14 protein-coding genes are annotated in these 15,554 nt (G+C 58.6%); all 14 read left to right on the forward strand.

All coding sequences use genetic code 11. From position 1 onward, the window contains the following. The first annotated feature begins 140 nt into the window (after positions 1–140). The 14 genes from FHL07_RS16535 (at position 141) to FHL07_RS16605 (ending at position 15,525) form a co-directional block, all read left to right on the forward strand. On the forward strand, positions 141–1,070 hold the full coding sequence (locus FHL07_RS16535; protein ID WP_095019072.1) for a hypothetical protein: 930 nt from the start codon (positions 141–143) through the stop codon (positions 1,068–1,070). A 27-nt stretch (positions 1,071–1,097) separates the two neighbouring features. Continuing rightward, on the forward strand, positions 1,098–1,343 hold the full coding sequence (locus FHL07_RS16540; RefSeq protein WP_094999482.1) for an acyl carrier protein: 246 nt from the start codon (positions 1,098–1,100) through the stop codon (positions 1,341–1,343). A 31-nt stretch (positions 1,344–1,374) separates the two neighbouring features. Then, positions 1,375–2,253 carry a hypothetical protein gene (locus FHL07_RS16545; protein WP_095019073.1) on the forward strand — a complete coding sequence of 293 codons (879 nt, stop codon included), beginning with the start codon at positions 1,375–1,377 and terminating at the stop codon, positions 2,251–2,253. Continuing rightward, entirely contained in the window at positions 2,250–2,822 is a 573-nt protein-coding gene (locus FHL07_RS16550; RefSeq protein ID WP_095031794.1) for a hypothetical protein, read from the forward strand. The genes FHL07_RS16545 and FHL07_RS16550 overlap by 4 nt, the downstream gene beginning before the upstream one ends. Before the next feature lie 2 nt (positions 2,823–2,824). Continuing rightward, positions 2,825–3,814, forward strand: coding sequence for a ferritin-like domain-containing protein (locus tag FHL07_RS16555; RefSeq protein ID WP_138738708.1), 990 nt, complete (start codon positions 2,825–2,827; stop codon positions 3,812–3,814). Between the two features lie 13 nt (positions 3,815–3,827). Further along, complete coding sequence (locus tag FHL07_RS16560) at positions 3,828–4,805, forward strand: 3-oxoacyl-ACP synthase (RefSeq protein ID WP_165446499.1); 978 nt, start codon at positions 3,828–3,830, stop codon at positions 4,803–4,805. A gap of 1 nt (position 4,806) precedes the next feature. Next, complete coding sequence (locus FHL07_RS16565) at positions 4,807–5,982, forward strand: PLP-dependent decarboxylase (RefSeq protein ID WP_138738709.1); 1,176 nt, start codon at positions 4,807–4,809, stop codon at positions 5,980–5,982. 10 nt (positions 5,983–5,992) lie between these two features. Then, positions 5,993–7,567: an acyl-CoA ligase (AMP-forming), exosortase A system-associated gene (locus FHL07_RS16570; RefSeq protein ID WP_095023476.1), complete on the forward strand. Its 1,575-nt coding sequence runs from the start codon at positions 5,993–5,995 to the stop codon at positions 7,565–7,567. A 4-nt stretch (positions 7,568–7,571) separates the two neighbouring features. After that, positions 7,572–8,567, forward strand: a complete 996-nt coding sequence (locus FHL07_RS16575) for a hypothetical protein (protein WP_138738710.1) — start codon at positions 7,572–7,574, stop codon at positions 8,565–8,567. 36 nt (positions 8,568–8,603) lie between these two features. Further along, on the forward strand, positions 8,604–11,606 hold the full coding sequence (locus FHL07_RS23745; protein ID WP_202979101.1) for a citrate/2-methylcitrate synthase: 3,003 nt from the start codon (positions 8,604–8,606) through the stop codon (positions 11,604–11,606). A 78-nt stretch (positions 11,607–11,684) separates the two neighbouring features. Continuing rightward, positions 11,685–12,347 carry a class I SAM-dependent methyltransferase gene (locus FHL07_RS16590; protein ID WP_094999489.1) on the forward strand — a complete coding sequence of 221 codons (663 nt, stop codon included), beginning with the start codon at positions 11,685–11,687 and terminating at the stop codon, positions 12,345–12,347. Between the two features lie 25 nt (positions 12,348–12,372). After that, positions 12,373–13,434 (forward strand): TauD/TfdA family dioxygenase, encoded by a 1,062-nt coding sequence (locus FHL07_RS16595; protein WP_095021270.1) that lies wholly within the window; start codon positions 12,373–12,375, stop codon positions 13,432–13,434. A 2-nt stretch (positions 13,435–13,436) separates the two neighbouring features. Continuing rightward, positions 13,437–14,441, forward strand: a complete 1,005-nt coding sequence (locus FHL07_RS16600; protein WP_138738711.1) for an ATP-binding cassette domain-containing protein — start codon at positions 13,437–13,439, stop codon at positions 14,439–14,441. Beyond that, a complete protein-coding gene (locus tag FHL07_RS16605) occupies positions 14,434–15,525 on the forward strand; it encodes an ABC transporter permease (RefSeq protein ID WP_138738712.1) in 1,092 nt (363 codons plus the stop codon). The genes FHL07_RS16600 and FHL07_RS16605 overlap by 8 nt, the downstream gene beginning before the upstream one ends. Positions 15,526–15,554 lie beyond the last annotated feature (29 nt).

Below are 15,554 nucleotides of genomic sequence, written 5' to 3' on the forward strand. Positions count from 1 at the left end.
GGGATACGGCTTCGTCACGCCATTCATTATTGAATGTGTGTGCACAACCGGTTCTTCATCGCTTATCGACATACGGCGAACTGCCTGCTCACTTGATCCATATTATTTCGCGCGCTTCAGTGCGACTGATGGATTCAGATATGTTGATTTCGCAGACACCGCAAGACTATGAGCCTGCCGAGCAATTAAACCGCCCCTCGGTGGCCCTGTCGCAGCCGAGCCATGACTTGGAACATATTCTGGAGCGCATTCGGCAAGACGGTCTGGCGTTGCACTACCGATCGTTCATGCAGAACTTCGCCCATTTGTTTTCGCTGTTCCTGACGCCGGATCAATACGAACGGGCGCGCGCCAGCATTGATGCCGGCAGCGCCCTGCGTTTTCTGATGAGTGATGCCGGCGGCCCTACCCTCACTAGCTGGCGCACTGTCGCCCAGCCGGAAGGGGATGGTTTCAAGCTGCATATCGACAAGGTATGGGGCATGTACGCCAACCTTGATGGCATGGCAATCGTTGCCGCCCGCACGCCGGGCTCGTTTTTCCCTTCAGCCTTCCTGGTCTGGCCCGAGCAATACAAGACCCTCAAGCGAACCCTCTGCGGCGAGCCCTTTCTCGGCGATGTCGTGCAGTTGGGGAACGTCAAGGGCACGGTGCAGGTTTCCCAGGAAGATCGTCTGAAAGTGGGCGGCCCTGCGGTACTCAATAAATATCTGACGACGGTACGGCCTTTCCTGGTGCGCGCACTGATGGCCCATGTTGACTGGCTGGCAAGTCAGGGCCGCCTCGAACTGACACCCGACGAACGCGCGTCACGCGACTTCATCGCTGCCGCCGCCCGTACCAAGACGCTGTCCGACCGCTATGAGAGCGAAGACGTGCACCGCGTGCTGGCACTGAAATTCGCCTCCAATGAACTGCTTTTGCATCTGGTCAGCCGCTCTGCCGTACCGAGTTTTCTCGACCAGCGTGACCTGTTGGCGTTTACCAAAATGGAAGGCAGCTCTTACCGCTGTTATCACGAATTGCGCGCAAGCATGCGCGTAGCCAAGCCCGTATCCGACTCACTTTAATCCGCTTTAACCCCAGGAGATGCACCAATGACGACTGAAACCCTCAACACGCTGGAACTTCTGAAGAAAGAAGCCGCCAAGATTCTCAATATCGAATCCGTCGATACCCATGTCGGTTTGGGCGAACTGGGTATCGATTCACTCAACGTGGTTGAGCTGATCGTCTATTGCGAACAGCTCTACGGATCGATTGATCCTGAGCAACTGAACATCACGCAGTACACCACTCTGGAGCAAATCGACTCGCAGTTGCAGCAGCAACAAGTCGCCTGATCGCCAGCCACCCTCATACCAGAAGCTCAACATGTCGAACTCGCAGCCCTTTGCATCAACGCAGTCGCTTGGCACCGCTCCGGCTTTCAGGGTCCATACGCTAGCTTACCGACGCACAGAAACGCCCTTTGTATCGCACCAGGTCAGCCTGGAGGATGCAGCGTTGGCATTGGGGCAGCGGGTAGGCGATGAGGCTTGCCGCTATGCAAGCGACGCAGGCCCTATCGACGATTACGTGGTGAGCTCTACTGTGCTGTCACAGTTTTTGGCAGACGGTTCGCCACATGCAGGCTATTTCCAGGAGGCGATAGCCACCCAGTATGGGCGCCGTCCTGACTGGGTCACCAACGCCTATGAATGCACGGGCTGGGGTTTCATCCTGCGATATATCCAGGGGAAGGCTCAGTTCAGCGGTCGTCGCAGGCTGTTACTGCAGATTGTCGATACCGATATCCACAATTTTACTTACTGGTTAGGCAACAACCGCTGGGGGAATTCCGGTTTTGGCATCTGCACGTTAGTGATTGACGTGATTCCAGAGGCCAAAAACATGCTGGTCATCGGCACTTCAAGCCAGGCTAATGCGCTACTGCAATTAGGACGAAACCTGCGCAGTTTCACCGAAAGCCGGCCAGGTCTAGGCATTGCAGTACCGTTTTTTCCAGAGATGTCGCGCCGCGCGCTGTTCAAGTGCTTCGACACTTCGTCTGTGCACGCCGACCATTATCAACGATTTGGCCATTCATTCGGCAGCGACCCCTGGCTTTCGCTATTGGGGGAGCTGGGTGCGGGTTCCGCGCACACGGGTAGCGATTGCATCGTTTCTTCGCTGGCAATGAACGGCTATTTTTCGATTGCCCAGATAACCCTCGCGCCTGATCTGCACTATGCATTGGAAGGTGAAATGTGAAGAGCGCGCAAACCTGTTCCCTGCTGTTGCAGCGTAACCCCGATTACAACCTGGCGATCCCTTGTTCGGCTCGCAACCTGCCACTGCTCGAAACGCAAGACTATGCACGCCGAAGTGTGTACGCACACGACAATCCCGCGCCTGTGCTGGTCAACAACCAGCAGTACTACACCCTGCTGTCCACGCTGGCCCAGTACATTTGGGGCAGCTGCGGTGAGCAGACGCTTCTCCTGGCGCAGGTACGCATGCCTTCCATCGACCTTGCGTTGCCAAAAAACCTGCTCGATCCACGCGTGACGATGGGCGCCCATTTATGGAACGAAGCCTTGTTCTGGGCGCGCCAGCTACAGACGCCGGTGGTCTGGATCAGCGCCGAACAGATTCGCCGCGACCTGTGGGACGGCGGCGATAACCTCCTGCACATCGCAGCCTGGAATACCGCGCAAACGCCAGCCATCACCGAGTGGTTCTTACCCGACCTGGACTACTTCGCGGCACAGGTGCACACATCTCCTGTGCATGAGCCGTTCACCACCTCTCAACCGAAATGCACGCACGTACAGGTGTGATCATGCAAACAGAGCACAAACCGACATTGGATGATGGCGAGCCGATCAAGTGGAATTTCTCGGTCGAGGCTTACATGTCTCAGACCTACGATTTCAGCAATGACAGCTTGAATGCGCTGTATCAGAAAACCAAGGCCAACCAGTGGGATGTCAATACCGACATCGATTGGAGCTACGACCTCAACCCGGACAATCCACTGGGCATGCCGGACGGCACACTGCTGATCTACGGCACCGATGTCTGGAACAAAATGAATGAAAAAAACCGCGCCGAAATTCGCCATCACTCGCAAGGCTGGACCCTGTCACAGGTACTGCACGGTGAACAGGCTGCCCTGATTTGCGCATCGAAACTGGCGGTGGCAGAAGAAAGCCTCTCGGCTCGCCTCTGTGCTGCCGGGCAAATCATCGATGAAGCCCGTCATATTGAAGCATTCGGGCGCCTGGTGAATAACAAGCTGCCCATCAGCTACCCCATGAGCAAGGCGCTCAAAGGCCTGCTGGAAGACACCATTACCGCCAGCAAACTCGATATGACCAACCTCGGCATGCAAGTGCTGGTGGAGGGCATTGCGCTGTCACTGTTTCAAAGCATGGTCGCCTACACCAAAGACCCTTTTATCAAAGACCTGATGACGCGCATTCAGCGCGATGAGGCGCGCCATTTCGCCATTGGCCGCATCACGCTGGGCAGTGTGTACAAGGAAATGAGCGGAACTGAACGCAAGGAGCGCGAAGAGTTTGTGGTTGAAGGTGCTTACACCTTGTACGAGCACCTGTGCGCCGACGACATATGGGAGCCGATGGGCTTATCCAAAAAAGAGTGCAGCCACCTGGTCAGGAGTTCTGAAGTGGCCAACTCCATGCGCCGTTCCATTTTCCGGCGGCTGGTGCCGACCATCCGCGAAATGGGTTTGCTGACGCCCCGTGTAAGCGATGCCTTTGAAAAGCTCAGAGTGCTGGACTACGCCGCCATGCCAATGCCGGCTTAACAGGAATACAGTCATGACGCCCCCAACTACTGCGGCAACAAACAGCCCCGCCCCCTTCACGATCGGTATTGAAGCCGCCGCTTACGAGTTACCCGGCGAGCGCCAGGACCTCAATGACTGGGCTCAGCACCATAAGTTGCCCGCCGAGCGCTTTGACATGATCCGCAATGCGGGTTGCCGTTATTTCCATGTATCACCGGACATCGACGAGGTCGAGCTGGCCAAGCGCGCTGTCGCTCGCCTGCAAGAGGAGCAAGGCTTCAAGGGCAGCGACATCGGTGCGGTCATCCATGTTCATACCGGGCTATTCAGCGTACCGCCGGCGCCACGCAGCCTGCCCATGGAAGTGGCCACGGCATTCGGCATAAAGCCTGTCTGGGCCGGCTCGATCGCACAGCTCAATTGCTCGTCGATCAGCGTCGCCATTCAGATGGCCAAGGCCTTGATGAATGTCCATAGCCAATTGCACTCGGTGCTGATCGTGTCGTCCGACCGCGTCTTTATCGAGCGTTACCGGGTGTTGCAGGCAAGCATCTTAAGTGATGGCGCAGGGTGCTTGCTGGTGACCCGTAACAGCCGGCGTAACCGGGTCGGTGCAACGGCCGTGCGCAATTACGGCAGCTGGTATCTGGGCTCCGTGACCAACAACGCGGTGAAAAAGGAAATGTTCAATCTGGAGTGGCACTACACCCGCAAAGTCATGAAGGAAGCCGTGGCCGACTGTGGCATGGCGCTTAGCGATTTCTCATGCATTTTGCCTTACAACTCCAACCACTCTGGCTGGAAAGCCTTCTGTGGCGCCATGGCCATTCCCTCCTCCACGCTCTACTCCGACAACATTCTGAACAAAGGCCACTCCTTTGGCTCGGACCTGGCGATCAACCTTGCCGATATTGGCTTGAGCAAGGTCGATGCCGGGGCGCACCTGATGAACATAACGGAATCGGACAACGGTTCATTTTCGGCATTGACCCTTCATCCGGTGAATTGACATGACCATGACCACCGCCTGCGCGCCTGTCAGAAGCGACGACGCAACGACCGACCAATGGCTGCTGAATCTGAAAACGCCTTGCTACGTACTGGACCCCACTGTCGTACAGGCGCGTTACGCTGATTTACGCGAGCGTCTGGGTACACCGTTGATTGTGTCGCTCAAGGCCAATCCAAACCTGGATTTGTTGATCCGCTGCGGCCATGCCTTCGTCGACGGTGTGGAGCTGGCCAGCCTGGGCGAACTCGATATTGTGGCGGGTCGCATCAACACCCCCAAATACGTGAACAATCCGTCAATGGATGAAGATTTCATGCGCGCGGCCCTGGCCTCACGCTGCACGTTCATCATCGACAGCCTGGAGCAGGCGCAGAGACTGATTCGCGTCATCGGCAAACAGACCGCGCCGCAAACGATTTTGCGCTTGAACGCGGGCCAACTGGTCAGCTCGGGCAAACACCCGGCGGACCACTTCGGCATGAGTCGCCAAGACGCCTTGCTGACGACGGTTACATTGGCCCAGGCCAACGTGCCAATCATCGGCCTCCATACGTTTGCGGGCTCCAATAGCTTTCACATCGATGACAAGGGTGCCGATGCCGCCGCCCTTGCCCATGCGCTCGCTGCATTCGCGCCACAAGTAGCACGCCTCACCGGCATGCCGGTTGAATTTCTTAACGTCGGTGGCGGTTTCTCCGAGCACTTCAACAACCAGGCGCAGACGTTTGACGCTTATCGCCAGCGCATTGCGCCGCTGCAAAAAGACTTCAAGGTCGTCCACGAGTCCGGGCGCGGGGTCTTCGCTGGCGCAGGCACTTTCGTGACCCGCGTACGTTCAGTCAAAGCCTTGGGTGAGCGCTACGTTGCCGTCTGCGACGGTGGCCTGAGCCACAACTTCCTGCTGGCCAAAACTGAGGCCATGTTGAAGAACTACGCGCAGCCGCGCCTGCTGCGGCGTCAACAGGCACCGGGGGACGCGCCCCCGTTGCCGATCCAGTTCGTGGGCAGCACCTGCAGCCGCGCCGACGTGATCGGCTGGAGTCATGAACTGTCGGCCCCGCCGAGCGTGGGCGATATGGTGATCTTCGACAACTGCGGCGCCTACAACCAGACGTACAGCGTCAGCGCTTTCCTCTCGCAGAGCCCGGCACACACCTATATCCACCAATCCTAGGGACGTCACCATGACCGCCCACATCAGTTTGTACGACCTGTTGAAAGACAGCGCCCAACACCATGGCGACCGCCGTGCGTTCGCGCAAGGCGCAAAGATGGCGACTTATTCCCAATTGCTGGAGGACGTGCGCCTGGCGGCAAAGAGGCTGGCCGATAGCGGCGTGCAAGCGGGCGAACGCGTCGCTGTCTATACGGGCAAGCAGTACGAAACCGTCGTCATGTTCCTGGCAATCAATGCCCGGGGTGCGATCCTGGTGCCCATCAATCCTCAGCTCAAAGAGCAACAGGTACGCCATATCCTGCTGGACAGCGGTGCTCGCTTGCTCATCAGTACGGGGGCACGCCTAAGACGCATCGAGGCGGCGTTGAATGACATCGAACTCGATACCTGGCAACTGGAAAAACTACAGTCCGAGACCCTGAACACACTGACCGATGCGGCGTTTTTCAACGCATACGCCGCCGTCACAGACAGTGATCCTGCGGCCATTTTGTACACCTCCGGCTCTACGGGACGGCCCAAAGGCGTGGTGCTGTCGCAACGTAACCTGGTGTCTGGCGCCTATAGCGTCGCTCACTATCTGCGCTTGCGGGCCGATGACGTCATCCTGGGCGTATTGCCGCTGAGCTTCGATGCCGGGTTCAGTCAGCTGACCACGGCGCTGGTCAGCGGTGCTTGCTACGCCCCGCTGGATTTCCTGCAAGCGGGCGAAGTCCCGACGTTCTGTGAAGCCCATGGCGTCACCGTGATTACCGGCGTGCCGCCACTGTGGATGCAACTGGCGTCAGTGCAATGGCCGCAGCCTGCCGGCGCTCGCATTCGCTGCTTCGCCAATACCGGCGGGCATATGCCACCGCCTTTGCTGGAAAAACTCAAAACCGCATTTCCCAATGCGCTGCCCTACCTGATGTACGGCTTGACCGAGGCTTTCCGCTCCACCTACCTGGCGCCGGAAGCGGCCGTCACACGACCCGACTCCATCGGCAAGGCGGTCCCCAATGCTGATATTCGCGTGATGCGCCAGGACGGCAGCGAATGTGCCGCTGGAGAGCACGGTGAATTGGTGCACCGCGGGGCGTTCGTCACGCTCGGGTACTGGAATGATCCAGAACTGACCGCTCAACGCTTTCGTCCCTGGTTACACCCGGACCAGCAGATTTCGCGTACCGAAACAGCGGTCTGGTCGGGCGATATCGTCTACCGCGACAGCGACGATTATCTGTATTTCGTTGCCCGTAGCGACGACATGATCAAGACCTCCGGTTATCGCGTCAGCCCCACCGAAGTCGAAGAAATCCTCTTTGCCGTGGATGACGTGACCGAGGCGGCAGCGTTTGGTGTACCGCATCCGCAACAGGGCGAAGCCATCATCATCAGCCTGTTCGCCCATCCGCAGATACAAACCAGCGCCCAGGCACTGATCAAGCTGTGCCGGGACAAACTGCCGACCTATATGGTGCCGTTGCATGTGTCCTTCCATGACTCGCCTTTACCGCGCAATCCGAACGGCAAGATCGACCGAAAGCAGCTGAAGCAGCAGTTTTCCGAGTTTTTCTCCACCTCACTTACGGTCACGGAATAGCCTCATGCTTCGAATCCGCGCTATCGCTTCTCACGTCCCCGATACGACCCCTTTCCGGGCGGTACAAGCTCAGGAAAAAAACATCGGCTATGGCCATCTGTTGTACAAGTCGGCGGTCTTTTCCATGCCTCGTGGCAAAGGCAGGATCGACGCCGAAGAAGAGCGTCGACTGCTTCCCACGGCGAGCATCGCCCTGCCGGTAGCGCCACCCTTGCAAAGCTGCGCCGACCTGGCACTGGAAGCGGTCACGCGATTGCGTCAACAGGTTCCGGCAGAAACGCTGGCACAGGTGACCCACATTGTGGTGACCAATAGCGCCCTTAACCAACGCATTAATGAGTCGGTCGCAGGCCGTATCCAGCATGCACTGGGCTTGCCCAACGCGTTGCCGTTCGCCATCGGCCAATCGGGCACTGCCGGCGTGTTCAACGCACTGACCATGATCGAAGCGCTGGTCAGTCTCGGCGGCAAGGTGCTGCTGGTGGCGTCCGATAAGTGGCTCTACCCCTTCTTTCGCGCCTGGGGGGATCTGGTTGTGTACGGCGACGGCGCAGCCGCCATCTTGCTCGATGGCGACGCTCAGACGACGCCTGGCTGGGGGGCGATACGCGCCTCGGCGGTGCACTATGGCGCGGCCATTGACAACCCCTGGGGGCTGACCCCTGCCGCTCTGGCTGAGCGCCTGCATCCGATGGCGGTGAACGCAGCGCAAACGGCAATCGAACGTTCCGGCCTGAAAGCCAGTGATATCGATTGGGTATTACCGGCCGGATTCAGCGACAGCTTCACCTTGGGCGTCAGTCGCGAACTGGGCATTGCACAAGAGCGACATTTCGAACTCGGTGCCCGCGCGCACCACTCGAGCGCGGCCCCCTTGCTGTCGCTTATGCGCCTGCGCGCCACCCTGCCTCAGGGTAAAACAGCCACCGCCCTGCTTTGGGATGCGGCGTTGTGCGGCACCGCTGGCGCCATTGTGGCCGAGATCCAGGCTGGCGCCTGAACCCAGATACACACCGCTTATTAATCAGGAAAACCTATGTCTGCTTATAAAGTCAGCCTGCGTGAGCTTCGCTTTTTTTTGTGGGAACTGCATAAAACCGACCAGAATTTTCTCACACGGGCGCCGTTCAACGACAAAAATCGTACCTACTACGATGCCTTGCTGGAGCGCGCCAGGGCGTTCGCTTATGAGTTAGGCAAGGCCTATCAAGCCTCCGACCGACAGGAATGCCACTTGCTGGAAAACGGCAAGGTCGAAATCCCCAAAGAGTTCCACGGACTCTGGCAGCGCTATAAGGAAGAGTGGATTCAGGTGCTGGGCATCGACAGCGAATCCCAGCAACCGGCCTTGCCACCCCTGATCCGGCAAACCATCCAGGAAATGTTCATGGGCGCCAATCCGGCGTTCATGACCTACGGCGGCTTCAATTTTCCGGCCATCAAGCTGTTGAAGCTGCACGCTACCGCAGCGCAAAAGGCAACGTACCTGCGCAAGCTTCAGCGCTACGACTGGGACGCTTGTTTCTGCGCCACTGAGCAGCAGGCCGGCAGCGACCTGACAGCGGTCACCACCCTCGCAAAGCCACTGGAAAACGGCGAATACTCCGTCAGCGGTGAAAAGGTCTATATCTCGGCCGGTATGCATTCGCTGACCGAAAACACCGTTTATTTTGTTCTGGGCCGCATCAATACCACGACCTCGACCTCCTACTCGCTGTCCTGCCTCCTTGTGCCGCGCTTCTGGCCTAATCCCGAAACGGGCGAGCTGGAAGACAACCATGTCGAGTGCACTTCATTGCTGCGCAAGATGGGATTGAAGGGCTGCGCCAATACCCAACTGGTGTTTGGTCGAACCGGCACCACCCGCGCCGTACTGCTGGGCGACCGCAAGAATGCCGGATTGCTGCAACTGGTGCCCTTGATGAACCAGGCCCGTATGAGCACGGCAATTATCGGCTTGGGCCTGGCTTCCAGCGCTTATCTGCATTCAGTCGATTTCGCCGGCAAACGGTTCCAGGGCCGTGCAATCAGTCGCACCTCCGATGCCAGCGCCCCGCCTGTGGCCATCATCGAACACGCAGACGTGCAGCGCATGCTGCTGGAAATGAAGGCCCGGGTAGAAGGTTGCCGTGGCCTGCTCGGTAAGTTGACCGGCGCATCGACCCAGGCATTTGCCCTGGAAGCCGAGCCGGTACTGGACGAAGCCCAGGTCGAAAAATACCGCAAGCTGGTGCTGCTGTTCACGCCGGTGTGCAAGGCGTTCGTCTCGGACCAGGCCTGGAAAATCTGCGAACTGGCGATACAAGTGCATGGCGGTATCGGCTACACCGATGCTTACCCTGTCGAGCAAAATGCGCGCGACGTGAAAATCCTGTCGATCTGGGAAGGGACCAACTACATCCAGTCCCAGGACCTGGTGCGCGACAAGCTCGGTTTTGGCAGGAACTCACGCCTGATCAAGTTTCTGCGCGAAGAGCTGGATGCCTTCTTGAACAACACAACGGGTGTCGGTTCTGAGCTGCACGACCAATTCCCGGCGCTGGAAAACGCCATGGTTGCCGTGGAGCAGGCGCTAACCCGTATCAATGAGCACGTGCGTGAAGGCCGCACACACGAAACCAGCCAGTTCTATACCCGCTTCCTGGAAATGCTCGGTCTCACCGCCAGCGCCTGGGTCTTGCTTGAATCGGCCTGCCTGGCCGAGCGTCAGTTGCGCGAGCCACTGAGTGCCGAAGAAGCCGCTTTTTACCGTGGCAAGGTCAAGACCGCCCACTATTTTTTCGCCAACATCCTGCCGACGGTCACGCAACACGCACACACAATAGAAAACCTGCTGGTCGCCCACTGCGGCATTGCGCTTGATGAGTTGGCACAGGCCGACACGCTGATACCCACACCGCCGCAGAGCCTGTTTGGCGGATCACGCACCCTGTATCGCGGCACCAATATCGACGGCGCCACGATTGAGCCTAATGAAGGGCTGTGGGTCAGGGGTCGCAACCTCAATGACCTGATCGGCATTGTCGACTTCCCCACGGCGCTATGGCTGGCGTGGTTTGGCAGCCTGCCGACCCCTGCTGAGAGCCAGGCCGTTGACGCCCTTCTGGTGCGCATTGCCAGCCACCTGTCGGCGGAGCCTGCCTATCGACGTGGCATCGAAGCCGTGGCCGACAGCGGTGCCGGCATCGTTCAGGCCGCCGCCTGCGGCCTTCTCGGTGATCTGGCAGCGCTGGAACATATTGTCCTGATCGAAGCCACCGTTCGCGACTTGCCTACGCATCAGGATTTTATCGAGGGCCTGGTCAGCGTTGCTTCAACGCCGCACTTTCTGCAAACGGCGCTCGGTTATAGCGCCCCCGGCGCAGCATCGACGCATCACGCCGAGGTCGTGTTGACGGCAATGGGCGCGACCGATATCGACCCATTAGCCATTCGTGTCGTTGACGCCCTGCTGGTGGCCTGGCACGCCGGTTTCGGCTACATCACGCCGACGGTGCTGGTACCCCGTACCGCCATCGGCACCGGTGTCACCCTTGCCCAGGCCGTGGCGGCCGGTTTCATGGCCAGCGGACCGAACCATGTCGGCGCAGCAGAAGAAGCGATGACCTGGCTCAAAACCATCAGTGCGCAGGCCAGCCCTGCTGACATACGGCAAGCGGTCGACCTCGCGCTGGATCAGCCGGGCAACCTGTTGTTTGGCTTTGGCCATCCGCTGTTTGTGCAGGACCCACGACCGCCGCACATCAGGGCCCTGTTTTCCCAGTGGGGTTTCGGGGGGCGCTATCTGGAGATTTACGACGTTGTTTGTGCCCACGTTCTGGAGCGCAAAGGCCTACGTCCGAATATTGACTTCATCACCGCCGCAGCCCTGCTCGATCTCGGCGTGACCCAAGCCCGTTGGGGTGTCGGCCTGGGGCTCTGTGGCCGGGTGGCGGCCATGGTCGCGCATGCCATCGAGCGGCGCGATCGCCCTGCTTTCGGTGTCAACAGCAAAGCCGCGCGCAAGTTGTTGGCCACCGTTCCAGTGGGGTGGCTGTAAGACAAGAAATGAGCCACACGCACTGGCTAGTTCAACGCTGAATCTTCTTCTAACGCTAACCAAGACGAGAACGTATCCATGTTATTGAAAAATCTACGCCCTGCTGACGAGTACGACCGCTTTGCCTCGCAAGCACTGGAACCCTGGGATGTGTTGTTCGTCACCCGCATCCGCCAGATTGCCCGCGACTTGCCGCCGGGCGCCCTGGTCGATATCGGCACCGCCACCGTCGTGGTCCCGGTGCGTCTGGCGGCCGACCCGGTTTTGAAAGGCTGGCATTTCATCGGCCTGGATCTGGACGAAACCATGCTCGAAGGAGGCCGACCACGCATCGAAGCGCTAGGCCTGAGCGATACCATCGAACTCAAAGTCGGCGATGCCCTGGACCTGCCCTTCGCCGACAACAGCCTGACCATGGCTGTCAGCCGTGCCACCTTGCATCACTTGCCGGACAAGCTGAAAAGCCTGACTGAAATGTATCGCGTACTGCAGCCGGGCGGGGTTGGCCTGGTGCACGACATGCGCCGCGACGTCGCCCCCGACTTGCTGGAGAAGTTCACTCAAATGCGCGCTTCAGTGGGTTATCCACCGACCCATGTTGAAGAAAAAGTCACCCTGGAAGAGGCACGCGCGCTGGTCATCGAAGCGGGTCTGGACCATTGCACGGTAGTGACCAGCCCAAGTTCCGGCATGGGCGCACTGGGTTTCGAAATCCTCATCAAAAAGCCTTTGCTGGCTTGATACGCAACTCGTCGGGGAAAAAGCTATGGATCATCGTTTAGATAGGGTTGAGCACTTTAACGAAATGCTGGGCGGCTCGCGGGTACAGTGTGGCTTTCTGTCGCCGGAGCACATGCCGCTCGTCATAACGCCTGTCGACAGTACGCTAAGCGATGACCGCGAGGCTTTTACGACCTGGTATCGCCAGCACCAGGCAATCTTTGACAGCATGCTGCTGGAGTTCGGTTGCCTGTTGTTCCGTGGTTTTCCATTGCGCGAGAACGCGGACTTCCAGGCCATTGCGCAACACTATCCTGAGCATGCGTTCGGTTATATCGGCGGCGCCACGCCACGCAAGAACATCGAGGGCAGAGTCTACGAATCGACACGCATCCCGGCCACCCTGAAAATCGGTCTGCATCAGGAAAAGGCCTACATGGCGCACTATCCACAGAAACTGGCTTTCTTTTGCAAACAGCCCTCTGACCAAGGCGGCGAAACCATACTGTGTGATATGCGAGCCGTCACCCGTCGCCTGTCACCGTCATTGATCGAACGCCTCAGCGCCGCGCGCATCCAGTACTTGCGCAACTTCCGTGCCCCCAGCACACCCGAGAATGAACCGCGTAACACCCATATGCGCGAATACCACCGCCCCTGGGATGAAGCGTTCCTGACCGATGATCCGCAGCAGGTGGAACAGCTGTGCCGCGATACCCACCTCGATTACCAGTGGCTCGACGATGGCAGCATCACGGTCTCGCATACCGGTGATGCCATGTTGAAACATCCGCTGACCGGCGAAGCGATCTGGTTCAATCAACTGTCGACCCAACACAACAACGCCCGCTCCCTCGGCAAGCCGGGCTACGCCTATATCCAGCACGCCTATCAGGACAAACCGGCACGCCCTTACGATGTGCGGCTGGGCGACGGCTCGCCGATCTCGGAGGATGAAATCGCGCCGATATACGACGCCTTGGAGGCGCAGGAGATTGCGTTTCCCTGGCACAGCGGTGACATGTTGTTGATCGATAACATTGCCGTCGCCCATGGCCGCAATCCCTACAAAGGCAAACGCGATGTCCAAGTCGCGTTGTTCGATTGAACATGAACAGTCAAATCCTGCTGACGGACGAAACACACGGGCTGTCCGAACCTGCCCTGCACCGTGAGGTGCAGTTGTCACCCACGCGCACTGATGAACCCTATGCGGCGGCGGCCAAACTGATCCGGGTCAGCGCTGGCAGTTTCCACTTCGAGGTCCGCGATCTGCAGTTCCGGCGCGGTCGACATACCGCCATCATTGGCCCCAATGGTGCTGGCAAAACCACCCTGATCGAAGCCTTGCTCGGCTTCCGTCAGGCGCATCTGGAAGAAGCGCAGATTCTGGGGGTTGCGGCGTCGCGTTTTCTGCAAAGCACCCGGCACCGCAAGCGGTTGGGGGTGCAATTGCAGCGGGTCGAATATGAAGACTCGTCGAATGTCAGGGAAATCCTCGATTTGCATCAGGCCCTGTACGGCAAGCAAGACCCGCAGGTGGCGCAGGCACTGGATATCGAAGCGCTGCGCAAACTGCCCTATCGGGCACTGTCACGCGGCCAGAAACAGCGGCTCGATTTGTTCGTGGCGCTGGCACACCACCCGGAAATCGCAATCCTTGACGAACCGTTTACCGGGCTCGACCGAGCGTATATCGAGCGCGTCGCACACCTGCTGCGCTACGACCTGGCCGACCTGACCATCATCATGATTTGCCACTCGGAGGAAGAGCTGGATGCCGCAAGCGATGTGGTGTGGGTGTGCAACGGCGGCGTTAAGTATCGAGGCGATAAAGAAGCATTGAAGAACCGCCTGGTCGGCGCCTTCCATGCCTATCTGCAGCTGGACGACAGTGATCATATCAACGCCATCTATCACCAGCTGGAACGCGAAAGCGCCACGTTGCGGTTGTCGAAGCCATCAAACACTGAAATCAGCGTCTATGGCACGCAGGAACTGGATCAGTCGATACGCCGCCTGATCGGCAATGTTGCGTTCCAGCACTTTGAGTTCGGCCCCACCCATTACCGCGACATGTTGCACCTCTGCGCCCAGGGAGAACAGGATGTTTAGCATACTGGCGATATTGACGCGCAACGAGCTGCTGGGGTTTTTTCGCAGCAAGTCGGCGCTGTTCTGGGCGCTGGCCTTTCCCATCCTGCTGTTGACCGTGATGCTGATGGCTTTCGGTCATCCTGGTTCACTCGGCACGGTGAATATCCAGTTTCTGGAGGCTGACGCCCAGGCCAGTTCGGACACCCGTTGCCAGTCGGCGATCCAGCAAGCATTTGCGGGTGGAGATCCGGTAAAGGCCAATTTTTCAACCGTCAGCAGCACTGCCCCCATCGCAGCAGACACGGTACGCATCGTCTTTGCGGCCGGCGACGAACCGTTGCAGGTGCACTATGACTTCAAGGGTCAGCTGGCGGTACGCGCCGCAGCGCGCGTGATCGAGATCGCCGCGGTCAGGTGTTCAGCGGCCAGACGCGGCATCGTCTCAACAGACCTGGTGCGTTTCGAGGATACGGCCTCCGGTGCCAAGCCCTTCGACTACGGCCAGTTCTTTACAACCGGCATTCTGGTCATCTGTTTGATGTCACTCGGCATCATGTCCACCGCCTTATCGATTGCAAGCTTGCGTGAACATAATGCACTCAAGATCTACGCCTGCTTTCCAGTGCCGAAGCTGGTCTTTCTGGCCTCTATTCTCATGTCGCGGGTGCTCATGATGCTGATTTCTGTCGGCACCTTGCTGCTGGTGGCGCGGTACGGGTACGGCATTGATATCTCGCTGTGGAGCGTGCAGTCCATGCGTGCGTTGCCGGTCATTCTGCTGGGCGGCGCCATGTTGCTGAGCCTCGGCACCCTGCTGGCCAGTCGCACCTCCTCGGTCAAGGAAACCGAATTGCTGTGCCATCTGATCCATTACCCGGCCCTGTTCTTCGGCAACCTGACCATCCCGTTGAACGATGCGCCAGCCTGGATCAAAAGCATTCTCTCGGTGATTCCGATCAACCAGTTTGTCTCGGTACTGCGCCAAGTGATGCTCGAAGGAGCGCCCTTGCCTTCGCTGTGGCTGCCCTTGTTGGCCATGGCAGGCTGGACCACGTTGTTTCTCACCGCAGCCACCTTAATGTTCCGCTGGCACAAGAGTTAAGCCCGGGACTCAGGCATTTCATTGCATCT

Source organism: Pseudomonas sp. FSL W7-0098 (assembly GCF_005930585.1).
Taxonomy (GTDB): domain Bacteria; phylum Pseudomonadota; class Gammaproteobacteria; order Pseudomonadales; family Pseudomonadaceae; genus Aquipseudomonas; species Aquipseudomonas bubulae.